Source organism: Paenibacillus daejeonensis DSM 15491, from assembly GCF_000378385.1.
In the GTDB taxonomy this organism is placed as follows: domain Bacteria; phylum Bacillota; class Bacilli; order Paenibacillales; family Paenibacillaceae; genus Paenibacillus_D; species Paenibacillus_D daejeonensis.
This window is the reverse complement of record NZ_KB899661.1, coordinates 278,618-292,955: the sequence shown is the minus strand read 5'-3', so window position 1 is coordinate 292,955 and position 14,338 is coordinate 278,618. Positions and strand designations below refer to the sequence as shown.

The window sequence follows — 14,338 nt, the reverse complement described above, 5'->3', positions numbered from 1 at the left end:
ATCCGTATACGCTATTGCAGCTCGTCTGCCATCTCTTCCAGCACCGTGCCCCACCAGCAAGCAGCGCGCAAGGCCTGCGCGTCAATAGTCTTCAGCTCCCGCTTGAGCTGTCGGAATAAGGACGCCCGCTGGCGCCGGGCTTGCTCATCCTCGGGGTTGCTTACAGGCCGAAGCTCGCCATTGCGGAGCTTCTCCAGCCGCTCCTTCATCTGCTCTGCCGTCCATACAGAGGGCGGGGGAGCAGGAGGAAGGGCATCCGTTTGCTTACGAAAACCAAGGATGCGATCCATGAAGGTAAGCAGGCCGGTGATGGAAGCGTTCATGTAGACAGGCTTCTGCTGTTCCCCTTCTGAGATGGCCCATACGACACCGGATTTTTGATCCATTGTAATGTAGAGACCTTCCTCCCAGATTTCCCTGCCGATTACGACATGCGAAGGCAGCTCCTGCCTCAGATAAGGTGCCTCGAAAACCATCCCCAGCGGCGGCTCTTTCCCCGCGAATTGAGGTAGCCCCCACTTGCTAAGCTCTGCTGCCAATTCAGAGGACAGCCCCAGCTCGCCGAGGCTTTCCGCTGTAAAGTCTAGGCGGCCTTCGGTATATAGATGATCAAATGTCCTCACTTCACATTCCTCCCCAGACGATTAACCAGGTCGTTACTCCATGTATCCTCTAAGTATAAATCATCTCTGACGGCCTTCCCAAGGGCTTGGGACTTATTTGACTGTCAATTATACCGAAATTGCTGCACCCGCTGCTGCAGCGTCTCGGCGGTATGCTCCAGCTCGTGGGAGGCGGCTGCGACCTCCTGAACGATGGCGTTCTGCTCCTGGACGGAGGAGGCGATGTCTCCCAGACGGGCGGCGTTGTCCTCGGCGGTGTCGGCAACCTGACGCGCATGGTCCAGAATGAGGCGCATCTTGACGCTCTGCGTATCCATCAGGCTGGCGACCTCTTCAATGGTCTGAACGGTCCGGTCGACGGAGCCAAAGATGGTGACCATCGACTCCCGGCTCGCCTGGGTTCGCTCCGACTCCGTTTGCATCTGATTCGCCTGTGCTGCCATGCGTTCCGACGCGATAGCCAGATCACCATGGATATCTTCAACTAACCGGGAGATGTGCTGTACTTCTTCGGAGCTATGCTGCGCCAGCTTGCGGATCTCCAGTGCGACAACCTCGAAGCCCCGTCCCTGATTCCCTGCATGTGCGGCTTCAATGGAGGCATTGAGGGCAAGCAGATGGGTACGGGCCGAGATGTCCTTGACCACCGAGAGAATATCATTGATGCGGACGGCGTGCGTCTCCAATCGTTTGACGATAGCTGCCGTTGCCTCGCCGTCCTGAGCCAGCTGTTGCATCGCATGAGCCAAACGCTCCATGGCAGAACTGCTGCTAACGGCTGCTTCTTGCATGTGTGCGACGTCGGCACGCGCCAGCTCGGTTTCTTTGAAGGCGGCTTCTGTCAGCTGACTCATATCCTGGACTGTGCCGTGCATGGATCGGGAGAGCTCCGCCTGGGTGTCCGTATTATGCGTCATCGTGTCAACCCGGGTGGTAATCTCCCCTAGCTGGGTTGCGGACTGCTCCGCTGCCCCTCGCAAGTGACCGGCCTCACTGCCCGTCGCCGTAGAATGGCGGTCAATATCCGTTACGATACCGCGCAAATTGCCAATCATATGATTGAACGCGAGCGATAGCGCATAGAGCTCATCCTTGCCCCGGGGCAGCGTCACCTCTTCCGTCAGTACGCCGTCAGCGGCTTTACTGGCCGCACGCTGCAGCGCGTTGATCGGGCGGACGAGCATCCGGGCGGTTAGCCAGCCGAGCAAACCCGTCCAGAACACTCCCATACCGAGTGTCATCGTTGTGAACAACCAGGTAGACATGTCTGGGGCAACAATATCTTTTACGACAAAAATAAAAAATGCACTGGTGGCGTAGGTCGTCGCGGCGACGAGTGTGATCCCCAGGACAAGCTTGCGGACCAGATTCCAGCGGCTAATCATTGATGTTCTCCTCCTTGGGCTGTGAGCCTTGTTACAGTCCAAGATATCAAAATGTGAACGACCGGGCTGTGATCAAAATCACGTTATTCACGGCTCTGAGGACAAGTTTTGACGAGATCTTGACGTCTCCTCAGACATCCACTAAGATAGTCATAATCTGTAAGTGAAAGTTAAATGAATAATGAAATGCTTGGACCAAGGATATGCTGCGTGTTGCAAGTCGTTGCAGAGAGGGCGCCCCCGGTGAGAAGCGCCTACGACAGACATTCAGCCCCGCCTTGAGAGCAGCAGCGGCGAACTCTAGTAGCCGTTGCCGGTAGCCAGCCGTTATTGGTTTGAGGATCGCCCATTCGGGTGGTCAAATCTAGGGTGGTACCACGAGCGCATTCGTCCCTGACGAATGGGCTTTTTTTTGCGTTAACGTCTATACCAAGGAGGAGAGGTTATGCGTCAATCTCAAGCTTTAATCCCTACCCTGCGAGAGGCTCCGGCAGAGGCGGAGGCAGTCAGTCACCAGCTCTTGTTGAGAGGAGGCTACATTCGCCAATTGGCTTCGGGCGTGTATAGTTATCTGCCGCTCGGTTTAAAAGTGCTGCAGCATATCGAACGCATTGTCCGCGAGGAGCTGGAAGCGGCTGAGGCGCAAGAGCTCCTGATGCCTGCCCTGCAGCCAGCCGAGCTGTGGCAAGCATCTGGACGTTATGCCGTCTATGGTCCGGAACTCATCCGGCTGCAGGACCGGCACGACCGGTCTTTTGCCCTTGGGCCCACGCATGAGGAGGTCATAACTACTCTGATCCAGCAAGAGATTCACTCCTATCGTCAGCTGCCGCTTACGCTGTATCAGATTCAGACCAAATTCCGCGATGAACGGCGGCCCCGGTTCGGACTGCTGCGCGGGAGGGAGTTTGTGATGAAGGACGCCTATTCCTTCGCAGCTACCTGGGAAGAAGCGGACCAGGCGTATCTTGAGATGTTCGCAGCTTATGAACGAATCCTCCGGCGCTGCGGTCTGGCGTTCCGGGCCGTTCAGGCAGACTCCGGCGCTATGGGCGGTGAAGGGGGGACGCATGAGTTCATGGCGCTGGCTGACATTGGGGAAGACACCATCGCGGTCTGCACCAGCTGCGACTATGCGGCCAATTTGGAGAAAGCGGAGGCCCGGGCACCAGTCGTATCCGTATCGAACGAGGCACCGCTGTCAGAACCCGAGATGCTCTATACGCCGGGTGTACGAACCATTGCCGAATTGAAGACAGCGCTTGGCGTGGAGGCACAGGCGATCTTCAAAACGCTCCTCTACATCGCCGATGACCAGCCGGTGGCGGTGGTGGTGCGGGGCGATCACGAGGTTAATGAAACCAAGGTAAAAAGCGCACTTGGTGCGCAATCGCTAGAGTTGGCAACGCCAGAGCAAGCGGCAGAGCTGGGGACGCAGCTGGGATTTGCCGGACCGGTCGGCCTGGAGGTGCCCATTCTGGCGGATACCGCAGTCTGGGAGGCCCGGGAGGGCATTGCCGGAGCAAATGTGCCAGATAGCCATGTCGCCCATGTCGTGCCGGGGCGTGATTTCGCGGCGGAGCAGGTCGGCGATTTCCGCAACGTCCAGGCCGGCGAGGCTTGCCCGCACTGCGAAGCGGGTCAATTACAACTCCATCGCGGTATCGAAGTCGGGCACGTGTTCAAGCTGGGGACCAAGTACAGCGAGGCGCTCAACGCAAGGTATCTTGATCGGCAAGGCAGGGAGCAGCCGGTCATCATGGGCTGCTACGGCATCGGCATCTCGCGGCTGTTGGCCACGATCACCGAGCAGTATCACGACGAGCAGGGCATCCGGTGGCCGGGCGAAATTGCACCGTTCCAGGTGCATGTGATCCCTGTCTCGGTCAAGGATGGTGAGCAGCTGCGGCTTGCCAGAGAGCTATATGCCGAGCTTAGAAGCAAGGGGTTCGAGGTGCTCCTGGATGACAGGGATGAACGGCCAGGGGTCAAGTTCAAGGATGCCGACCTGATCGGCTCCCCGGTGCGCATCATCGTCGGTAAGGCAGCGGGCGAAGGTGCCGTGGAGTACAGCGACCGGCGTTCCCCCGGCAAGCAGCTGGTGCAGGCGGCGGAGGCGACGGAGCGGGTGATGGGGTACTATGGAGCTAATTAGTCATTCTTAATACATCACTAATCTTTGGAATTAGAACTTAAGAACTATAGTTCGACAAAATTATAAGGGCAATAATGGTAAATGCGTGATACAATGTAGAAAAATGATAGAGCTGTCTTCAGCCGAAGAGAGGATAGCAAGAAATGAGATCTAAACTTAGAAAAGCTGGCGCAATTGTGAAGTTTCTATTTCCAGAAATCCAGCTATATGGCCTGCTTAAAGAAAAGGGCTTTGTTAATAACGATACCAATACCCGATCTGATTTACAGGGGCACTCACCGTCACCTCAATACACCTCTTCCAACCCTATGCAAAGGGGTAACGTCGGAGTTTATGGTACGAGTCCACATGTGCCGTCCCCACCGCACGCTCGCCCCGTTGAGTCCGTCGAGGACATATCATCCAAACGCATGGACGAAATTTTTAATAACGCGCGTAACAGACTAAACGGAAGAGTTATTGGACAACAGCCGTTCATTGCTGATTTAACGGCAGCTTTTAAGCAGGGGTATATGAATAGCAGCAATAGCAACGTTAGAAATGTGATCCTGTTGACCGGTTCAGCGGGAACAGGAAAAAAAACGGCTCTCGATATTTTAATTCAAGAGCTATACCAGCATAATTTGTCAGCCTCTGAAGACACAGTTGAGATTGACTTAAGTCATTACGAAGAAGATGACATATCAGGCAATTTTATAAGCGATATGGCTGATGCCTTTGAATATTCAGACGAAACGGTAGTTTTTCGTAATATTACAGAAGCTGACCCGTCAGTTATTCAGTTGGTAGCCCAGTTGGCTAGAGAAGGGAATTTCCGTACCAAAGAGGGAGTTCGCGTCAGTGCAGCAGATTGTTTTATAGTGTTCTATGTTGATCACCCAATCGATGAAGGGGAAGCATCACAGAAAGTTCCCAGTTCATTGGGCGGAGTTATTCCATCCAACATTTTGAAAACAATCCGTACAGCCGCCGTTTCCTTACCATTAGATAAGTTGAGAATGCAAGTAATTGCTGAATTCTTGATGAAGCAAACAGTGTTGCAGATCTCACACCAAGCTCAATTGAAAATTGTAGTGGAGGACTCGGTGTATGAGGCTCTTGGACATATGGCTACCTCCTACAAAACGTTCGGAGAAGCAGTGCAAGATTGGATAGAAAAAGAATTTATTGTTGTTATCACTGGTTTACGAGCTAGAAATGAAATTCGGCGTAATGATAAAGTGCAAATTAGATATGAAGAGGATGCCTTTTACGCAGTAACTAAGAGCATCCGCGTTCCCATTAAGGCTTTTTCCTTTGCCCGTACCGAATCCCTTGCTGATGTCATGAATGAGCTAAATGAACTTACGGGACTTGCTTCAGTGAAAACGTTCGTAGAAGAGCTTATGAATACGGTAGACGTAAATCAGAGACGTTCCCAAGAAGGCAATAGAAAAGTCTCGATGGCTATGCATATGGTGTTCACAGGGAATCCCGGCACGGGTAAAACGACGGTTGCCCGCCTGATTTCTCGGATTTTAAAAGCTATGGGTTTGTTGTCACAAGGTCAACTTGTGGAGGTGTCAAGGCAGGATTTGGTGGGCCAGTACGTAGGATCAACGGCACCCAAAACCATGGCTAAAGTAAATGAGGCTTTAGGTGGTGTTTTGTTTATTGACGAAGCATACACTTTGGCAAGAAGTGAGCACGACTCTTTTGGTCTGGAAGCTATTGACACAATCGTCAAAGCCATGGAAGATAATCGCAATGATCTAGTTGTAATCATCGCAGGTTATACACAAGAAATGGAGACCTTTTTGCGTTCGAATCCGGGATTGCGTTCCAGATTTCCGTTTATTGTAGAGTTCCCAGACTACTCTCCAGAAGATATGTTGGACATCCTGCTGCGAATTTCTGATTCTAATGGTTTTCAAATTGAAAGGAATTCGTTTGAAGGTCTTAGGGAATTGTTTGGCCAGCGACAGATTCCAGGCAGGAATGATAGCGGGAATGGACGCTTGGTTCGTAATTTGTTTGAAGAAGCTGTCCGTAAACAATCAACACGTATTGGAAAAGAGGGTGCTGCAGATCTCCAACTTTTAATCGGAGAGGACTTCGGCATTGGTGAAAAGGAAGCCTTCAACATCGAAAATGAATTAGCCGGTGTTGTTGGATTGGAAAAAGTCAAAGCTTTTGTCAGAGCACTGGAGAAACAATTAATTGTTGATCAGCGGCGGAAAGATGCAGGTGTGAGCGTAGATACGGCCCAAATGATTAATATGATTTTTTCTGGTAATCCCGGCACCGGTAAAACTACCATGGCAAGATTGCTGGCGGGTATGCTGAAGTCGATGGGCTTTCTCAAAAAGGGTCATTTGGTTGAAGTCGATCGATCCGATCTTGTTGCCCAATATGTGGGGCAGACTGCATCCAAGACAAAAGTGGTCGTGGAATCAGCGCTGGGAGGAGTCCTGTTTATTGATGAAGCCTACGCTCTTGCCCAAGATGGGGTGCAGGGTGGTGGATTTGGCAAAGAGGCGATTGATACTCTTGTACGATTAATTGAACTGCATAAAGACAATTTGGTTGTCATTCTAGCTGGCTACACAGAGGATATGGAGAAGTTTGTACGTGTTAATCCAGGGATGGCTTCCAGGTTTCCACTGCAGATTGAGTTTCCGGATTATACGGCTGAAGACATGGTTAGTATAGCTGCCCTTATGATCAAAGCAAGGGGATTTCGAATGGAGCCTAATTCTGTTCAATTACTCCAAGGCTATTTTGAACAAAAGCAGATCCCCGGCAAAAAAGACGGCGGCAATGGACGACTAGTACGAAATACATTGGAGACTGCGATTCGCCGACAGGCGGAGCGTCTTGCAGATCGGCCTAATACGTCAACTGAGTTCTTGAATGAGTTAATAGCCGAAGATTTTGGCCTATCAAGTGATGCAGAGCTTGTTTCCGCAGGTTCAAAAAATGCACTGAGTGCGTTGGACGCTGTAGTTGGTTTAGGCTCGGTCAAGTCGTTTGTGAAGAGCCTGTCGGCCCAGATTGAAGTTGCCAAACGAAGAGAGCAGCTTGGGCTTCCGGTTGCAAAGGCACAAACCCTTCACATGATTTTCAAAGGCAACCCTGGTACGGGTAAAACGACGATTGCAAGAATCTTGGCTAGCCGATTGAAAGAGCTGGGTGCCATTAAATCGGATACGTTGATTGAAACCGATCGTTCAGGTTTAGTCGCCGGTTATGTAGGCCAGACGGCATTGAAAACTAAGGAAGTCATCGAACGGGCGCTTGGGGGTGTTTTGTTTGTCGATGAAGCCTATGCGCTTGCGGAAGGAGATCAGTTCGGTAAGGAAGCCATTGATACCCTTGTCAAAGCGATGGATGATTACAGGGACCGGTTAGTGGTTATCTTGGCAGGCTATGACGAGGATATGGACCGTTTCCTGGATCAAAATGCAGGGCTGCGTTCAAGGTTCCCTAATATTATTACGTTCCCCGATTATTCTGTGGATGAGCTGTTGCAAATCGCCAAACAAATGGTTGAGGCCCAAGGGTACTTTATGATTCCCGAGGCAAATGACCAGCTTCGCTTAATACTGAACGGTTATCATGGGCAGATGAGTGCAGGTAACGGGCGGCTGGTACGTAATCTTGTTGAAAAAGCTATTCGTATCCACGCTTTACGTCTAAGTGAGAAACCGGATGCCACCGCAGATGAGTTATCAACTATTGTGGCGGAAGATTTTAAGGATGAAGGTGATTTGTAGTGAAATGGATTGTTGCGCTTTTTTTTCATTCCATCATGCTTGGTATGCTCATCGTCGGTTTGCTTTTCCCCTACATGCTTTATACGGAGTGGGATGAGATTATAAAAAAAGAAATCCCAAGTGATATGCCTGCAGCTCTATTGCTTGGACTAGCGGCTCTCTTTATTTATATTGCTACCAAAAGTGATTTTTTTGGAAAGCCATATAAAAAAATTACAATCTTGCTTCCATTGCTTCATTTGTGTATCTATACAAGCCTTGCCATGATTGTAGCAATAAAGATTTTAAATACATGGGCGGATGCCGGATCCATGTCTAAAGGTTTGGCACTTACACTAGCGACACTAAGCTTTATAGGCATTCGATTGTTGATATCGGTATTATATTGGAAATATCCTATTAGTTCGAAAAGATACGACTAAGAATGCGGGGGAAACACATGCAGTACAAAGGGAAAAACCGGAAGCGGGCGGAGCGTTTAGACCAACAGCCGAATCAGGAACGTGTTGAAGACATTAAGGAGTATAAAATAAGAGAATCTCACCCCCTATCGAGAGGTAACTCAAAATTAAAGCATCAATTCATCATTGGCGTTGTTGCTTTGGTTTTGATTGGTTTTGGATTTTTCGGCAGTCCGTCATCCCCTACACTTTCGGATGTCCAAGCAGATGGCATTGGTAAAGGTATGAAGGCTGGTGTCCGGTTAGTACTAGACGATGTGGACTTTACGTTGGCCGCGCGGGATTACGAGATTGAGATGAAGCCCGATACAGAAACCACACGGGCCCTAATCTGGGACTCTGCGGCGGAGGATGGAGACGTGGTGACGGTGAAGGTTAACGGGAATGTGTTGGCAGACAAAATTCATCTTCTGAATAAGCCAGTTCCACTGGATATCCCTGTACCCTCCGTTGTAGAGATTGTTGGCGTCAAGGACGGTTATGGCGGTATCACTTATGCTGTAAAATTCTCAAACAATTCACTTGATCAAACCTACTTTAACGTGGCTCCTGAGGGTTCTTCCAACACGTACACGCTGAACCTTCCTTAGAGAGCAAAGCAGGGGCGGCTTTATCCTGGCTAGGATAGGGCCGCTCCTTCTATAGTGTTTTACTATAGACGCAGCGTAATCTGAGCCTTATCGGCTTATTAAGAAAATTATAGTGGTTGTGTGATGGCAATATCGGCTGCAAAATCTATGCTATAATGGGCTCAAATCGGAGTGTGAGCTATGAGCAAAAGACTGGTATACGAAGTCGTCTATGACGAGATTAAGCGGCGAATTGAGCAGGGGCAGTGGAAGGTGGGGGAGCGGATTCCGACTATCGAGGAGATCGCGGCTGAGCTGAAGGTGGGCGTATCCTCCGTCCGGGAAGCGGTCCGGATTCTGGGCAAGCAGAAGATCCTGCTGGTGGAGCAAGGCCGGGGGACCTTCGTCAGTGATCAGCTGCCAGAGCAGGCGGACCGGTATCTGGCGGTGCTGGAGCACAGCTCTTGGCTACAATTGACGGAGACGCGGCTCATCATTGAGCCTGAGCTTGCGGCATTAGCAGCCGAGCGGGCAACCGATGAGCAGAGAGAGCGGATCGTACAGGCAGCCGAACTGATGCAGAAGAAGGTGCTGTCCCGGCAATCGTTCCTCCGCGAAGATATGAAGTTTCATGAGGAGATCGCAGAAGCCTCACAGAACGAAATCCTGGCTAATACGCTGCGCATGTTGGGCGATGTTCTGCTCGACAGTCGCCGCCAGACTATGCGGATCCCCGGCATGGACGACAAGGCTGCCGCCTACCACCTGCTTATTGCAATGGCAATCAAGCATCGCGATGTGGAGCAGGCTAGGGAACTAATGCGATTGCATATTTCGGATATGCAACGAGAGCTCCAGAGCGGTTTAATTCAGTAACCGTATTCCGTGTTCTATGTAAATAGCAGGCCCGCCAGCTTCCAGTTAAGGAAGCCAGCGGGCCTATTCTCATGTATGAAGAAGGAAATGCGATGGCTTACTCTGTCGCAGTACCTTCATCGGTGTTATCTGGCGTGTCCACATCGACGTCAACATCTGTGTCCGGAGTTTCAGGAACCACTACATTGGTGTTGCTTTCAGGTACGATAATTGTATCGCCATCATTCCCGTTGTTTCCGTTGCCGCAAGCTGCTGCGCCAAACACGAGCGATACGCTCATCACGGCGGTTAACAGCAAGGTAGTCCATTTCCGTTTGGTTGTGTTCATGTCAATCATCCCCTCGTTTATAGTGTGATGCTGCTAGTTACTGATTACCCAATCGGACTAAAGAGAAACATCTCGTGCCCATTTAGTTTGAACAAACTCCGTGAGTTTGGAATCAGGATTTACACTATATATTCATATGATGTATTATGTAATTATGTATATTCATCATATGAATTATGCGAAGGAGCGATACACAAATGAAGATTCGTTCACTGGAATTGTTCAAGGTGCCGCCGCGGTGGCTGTTCCTGAAGGTGACGACGGAGGATGGTCTGGTCGGCTGGGGCGAACCGGTTGTTGAAGGCCGGGCGGATACGGTCAAAGCGGCGGTAGAAGAGTTGAGCGAATACCTGATTGGGCGGGACGCCAATGCCATTGAGGATCTGTGGCAGGTGCTGTACCGGGGTGGCTTTTATCGGGGCGGGCCCATTCTAACAAGTGCCATCTCGGGGATCGAGCAGGCGCTCTGGGATATCAAAGGCAAGCGTCTGGGCGTGCCGGTCTACGAGCTGCTGGGCGGACGAGTGCGAGACAAGATGCGCGTATACAGCTGGATTGGCGGGGATCGTCCGGCAGATACGGCAATGGCCGCCCGGGAGAAGATGGATCAGGGCTATACCGCCATCAAGATGAACGGCACCGAGGAGCTGCACTGGATCGATTCGTATGACAAGGTCGAGGCAGCAGTGGAGCGTATTGCCGCAATCCGCGAGGCCGTCGGGTATAAGCTTGGCATTGGCATCGATTTTCACGGACGGGTGCACAAAGGTATGGCCAAATTGCTAGTAAAAGAGCTGGAGCCATTCAAGCCCATGTTCATCGAAGAGCCGGTGCTACCGGAGAACAATGAGGCGTTGCAGGAGATTGCCCGACATACAGCGATTCCAATTGCTACGGGTGAGAGGATGTACACACGCTGGGGCTTCAAGGAGCTGCTGCAGCGCGGCTATGCAGATATCATCCAACCCGATCTCAGTCATGCCGGTGGTATCTGGGAAACACGAAAAATTGCAGCCATGGCCGAGGCATACGATGTCGCGGTAGCGCCGCATTGCCCGCTGGGACCGATCGCGCTCGCGGCGTCGCTCCAGTTGGATTTTTGTACACCGAATGCGTTTATTCAGGAGCAAAGTCTGGGCATCCATTACAATGAGGGGTCAGACCTGCTCGACTATCTCAGGGATCCAAGCATCTTCCATTACAAGGACGGATTCGTCGATCTGCTGACTAAGCCCGGCTTGGGCATCGAGGTGGACGAGGAGAAAGTGAGAGAGATGGCGGCCATCGGACACGGCTGGAAAAACCCGGTCTGGCGCCACGAGGATGGCAGCATTGCGGAGTGGTGAGTGGACGGTGGAAGGTAGATAGTAGTTTTCAGGTGAAAGATGCACATTCTAGAATAGCAGATCAATCCGCCAGGGCGGTTGGTGTTTAACGGCAACCCAGGCAGCTATATCTGCTTTTTCGCAAAGGCTCATATTTCTTACGGCACCCGCGCAGCTATTAGCACAAAGCCTGTCTAACGGCCATATATGCGCCTATTTCGCTCTTTTTGCGTCCCTCAACCGGCTAACGGCCACAGATGCAGTTATTTTGCTATGACATAGGCCCGAATGTGCGAATATCATCGTAATAACTGCCATGGTGTCCGTTAGAATCTTAAACGCCCCATTCAGGCCCGAATAGCGGCTGTGGTGTCCGTTACAGTGGCGAGGGGAGCGGATCTGCGCTAGACTCAGCAACAGCGTGCTGGAAGAAGAATGAAGGGGAATCGAAGCGCAAAAAGACAGACCAGCAGAACAACAGCCCTACCAAACCGGGCAGGGCTTGTCGTCTGCCATCACGCTGACCAAGCCTCTCTTAAGTCGATACGCTATTCAGCACCGGCCGGTCCTGACGGTACAATTCCATATCCGGGCTGTACCCCTGCACAATATCATCGACAATGACATTCACCAGCGTCTGGCTATAGACGGTGCCATTGTCACCGAAGGCGAAGATAAAATAGCAGTGCGGGTAATCATCGTACTGGCCGATCAGTGGCAGGCCGTCGCGAATACCGCCATAGAATGCTGTATTGGCGTACGCCAGTTCGAAGCTAATATCAGGGAAGCGTTGGCGCAACGCATCCATTAGCTGCTGCTGTCGGTGGTGAAGCTTGTTGTCCCGCTGCTCCGCAATGTCGGTCGTCTCGTCCAGCCCTCCGATAATTACGCGATCATCAGCAGTGGTGCGCAGGTACAAATAAGGCCGGGCTGTCTCCCAGATCAGCGTGCGGTTGTACCAGGAGGAGAGGTCGGCTATCGGCTCGGTCGTCACCGTGTACGTACTGACGAATGAAGCCTGTGGCTCCTTGCGAATATCGATTCCCTCATAACCGGCCGCGAAGATAACGTAACGGGCGTCAATGTGATGGCCGCCCCGGGTGGTGACGATCATCCGCTGACGTTCCCGGTCATAGCGGTGACCGTTCATGGCGGTGTGCTCATAGATGCCTACACCCTTGGCCGCAGCGTCCTGGAGCAGTGCATGCGTGAATTTAAAGGGATTGAGCTCAGCATCCCCGTAGGAGTATATAGCGGCTTCGTGACTGAATGGGTAGTGAGCTTTGACGGTTTTGCGATCCCAGAAATCCAGGCTGCAGCCGTGGTCCTTTAGATACTGATATTCCTTGTGCAGCTTAGCGACATCCTCATCACAGCTGGCAAAATACAACGTATCCCGACGACGGAACTCAAAATCCATCGCTACGTTTCCGGCGGTTGTCTCCAACTGGTCAATCGCTTGGCGCAGCAGCTGAAGGTGACGGGCAGTTGCCTCCTCGCCGAAGGTATGGATTAAATCGGTGAACATTTTCTCGCCCGAGTATTGGATAAGGGCGGTATTGGTGGCGGTGCTGCCGCTGCCAATGGTATTTTTCTCAATAACGACAACACGCAGACCGCTGTTTGCGAGCGCATAGGCGCTCTGTGCCCCCGAGCTGCCGCCGCCAACGATGAGGATGTCACAGACAAGATCCTCGCTCAGTGCAGGGTAGGTCGGAGGATCGGGCAGCGTAGCGGGCCAGTAATAAGTTCCGGATTGTAAATTCATCACATCGCCTCCTGTAGACACAGATGGGTATGCTGGTATTATTGCCAATCCGGGCTGTGACATGCATGGGGTTAGTCCACTTGAAGCAGGTGAAGCACGTCCTCGATCTGGCGGGTGTTGGCCTGATAGCCTGCTGCCAGCCAGTAGCTGACCTCGACTTCATGAGCGTTGCCATTGCGGACAGCAGGGAGGTTCTGCCAGAAGGGACTGTCGAACAGCTCCTTGGCCATCCCCTGTGCGGCTTCGCCTTGAACCATGTAGAAGATATAATCAGCGTCCAGGTCGGGCAGCTTCTCCAATGAGATAGGGAGAAACGTCTCCCAAGCTGTCTCCTTGACCATAGGATGCGGGGTGAGCTGCAGCTCATCGAACAGCGTTTTGCCTGAGAAGTTCACACCATCCATCAGGACGTAATCCTGTGCCCGCACGCGGACGACGGCAAAGGTTTTGTCCTCTGCAACCGCTGCTAACTTCGTCTTGGCACCTGCCAGCAGTTCTTCGTAGGCTGCAATTTTCTCTTCCGCCAACTCATTTTTGTCCAATAGCTCGCCAAGCTTGCGGAGCGTTCCCTGCCAGTCCCCTGCTGAATCTTCGTAAACATAGGTCGGAGCAATTTTGCTTAACTGCTCGTATCTGCCATCGGCTGCCATACCGGTGCTGTACAGGAAAATGAGGTCCGGATTTGCCTCCAAGACAGCTTCGAGGCTCGGTCCGCCACTGGAATAATCCACGGGCGGGACATCTTGCAGCTCAGTCTCCAGATATTCTTGCACGTAATCGCCGAGCGACCACTTTAGAACAGGAGTCACGCCGAGCGTCAATAGGGCATCCTCCACATAAGGCGCAAAGATGCGAGTGGGCGTTTCATCCAGGACGGTCTCTCCCATCACATGCGTAAATGTCTTCGGGTAATCTGCTGTCTTCTCTGGCTCAGAGGCAGGAGTTTCATTCTCTGCGGCCGGAGGATGGTTCTCTGCAGGTGTTGTCCCGCTGTTCTCCGTCCCGCAGGCGGAGAGCAGCAGGAGTGCTGACAGACAGAGTGGAATAAAATAACGTGTGAGTTGCATGATGCACCATCCTTAATTGATATCAA

The 14,338-nt window shown here is 51.9% G+C and carries 11 protein-coding genes; 6 read left to right on the top strand and 5 right to left on the bottom strand.

What is annotated here, in order from left to right; all coding sequences use genetic code 11:
- Nucleotides 1-11 precede the first annotated feature (11 nt).
- Together F556_RS0112415 and F556_RS0112410 are read right to left on the bottom strand one after the other, a co-directional pair.
- A complete protein-coding gene (locus F556_RS0112415) occupies nucleotides 12-623 on the bottom strand; it encodes an SUKH-4 family immunity protein (protein WP_020617284.1) in 612 nt (203 codons plus the stop codon).
- A 104-nt stretch (nucleotides 624-727) separates the two neighbouring features.
- The gene (locus tag F556_RS0112410) at nucleotides 728-2,008 is read right to left on the bottom strand and encodes a methyl-accepting chemotaxis protein (RefSeq protein WP_020617283.1); all 1,281 of its coding nucleotides are present in this window, start codon (nucleotides 2,006-2,008) and stop codon (nucleotides 728-730) included.
- A gap of 445 nt (nucleotides 2,009-2,453) precedes the next feature.
- Here F556_RS0112410 and F556_RS0112405 point away from each other — a divergent pair, with 445 nt between their 5' ends.
- The 5 genes from F556_RS0112405 to F556_RS0112385 all read left to right on the top strand — a co-directional run bounded on the left by F556_RS0112405 (nucleotide 2,454) and on the right by F556_RS0112385 (nucleotide 9,824).
- Nucleotides 2,454-4,163, top strand: a complete 1,710-nt coding sequence (locus F556_RS0112405; protein ID WP_020617282.1) for a proline--tRNA ligase — start codon at nucleotides 2,454-2,456, stop codon at nucleotides 4,161-4,163.
- A gap of 143 nt (nucleotides 4,164-4,306) precedes the next feature.
- Nucleotides 4,307-7,918, top strand: a complete 3,612-nt coding sequence (locus F556_RS0112400) for an AAA family ATPase (RefSeq protein WP_020617281.1) — start codon at nucleotides 4,307-4,309, stop codon at nucleotides 7,916-7,918.
- Nucleotides 7,918-8,340, top strand: coding sequence for a hypothetical protein (locus F556_RS0112395; protein WP_020617280.1), 423 nt, complete (start codon nucleotides 7,918-7,920; stop codon nucleotides 8,338-8,340). The genes F556_RS0112400 and F556_RS0112395 overlap by 1 nt, the downstream gene beginning before the upstream one ends.
- A gap of 17 nt (nucleotides 8,341-8,357) precedes the next feature.
- Nucleotides 8,358-8,969, top strand: coding sequence for a hypothetical protein (locus tag F556_RS0112390; protein ID WP_020617279.1), 612 nt, complete (start codon nucleotides 8,358-8,360; stop codon nucleotides 8,967-8,969).
- Between the two features lie 180 nt (nucleotides 8,970-9,149).
- The gene (locus tag F556_RS0112385; RefSeq protein ID WP_020617278.1) at nucleotides 9,150-9,824 is read left to right on the top strand and encodes a FadR/GntR family transcriptional regulator; all 675 of its coding nucleotides are present in this window, start codon (nucleotides 9,150-9,152) and stop codon (nucleotides 9,822-9,824) included.
- A gap of 97 nt (nucleotides 9,825-9,921) precedes the next feature.
- On the opposite strand, the gene F556_RS0112380 is transcribed toward F556_RS0112385, so the two are convergent.
- Nucleotides 9,922-10,152: a hypothetical protein gene (locus tag F556_RS0112380; RefSeq protein WP_020617277.1), complete on the bottom strand. Its 231-nt coding sequence runs from the start codon at nucleotides 10,150-10,152 to the stop codon at nucleotides 9,922-9,924.
- Nucleotides 10,153-10,349: 197 nt separating this feature from the next.
- On the opposite strand from F556_RS0112380, the gene dgoD reads away from it, so the two are divergent.
- On the top strand, nucleotides 10,350-11,498 hold the full coding sequence (gene dgoD, locus F556_RS0112375; RefSeq protein ID WP_020617276.1) for a galactonate dehydratase: 1,149 nt from the start codon (nucleotides 10,350-10,352) through the stop codon (nucleotides 11,496-11,498).
- A gap of 514 nt (nucleotides 11,499-12,012) precedes the next feature.
- On the opposite strand, the gene F556_RS0112370 is transcribed toward dgoD, so the two are convergent.
- Nucleotides 12,013-13,245: an NAD(P)/FAD-dependent oxidoreductase gene (locus tag F556_RS0112370; RefSeq protein ID WP_020617275.1), complete on the bottom strand. Its 1,233-nt coding sequence runs from the start codon at nucleotides 13,243-13,245 to the stop codon at nucleotides 12,013-12,015.
- Nucleotides 13,246-13,316: 71 nt separating this feature from the next.
- Nucleotides 13,317-14,312, bottom strand: coding sequence for an ABC transporter substrate-binding protein (locus F556_RS0112365; RefSeq protein ID WP_020617274.1), 996 nt, complete (start codon nucleotides 14,310-14,312; stop codon nucleotides 13,317-13,319).
- Between the last annotated feature and the right edge of the window lie 26 nt (nucleotides 14,313-14,338).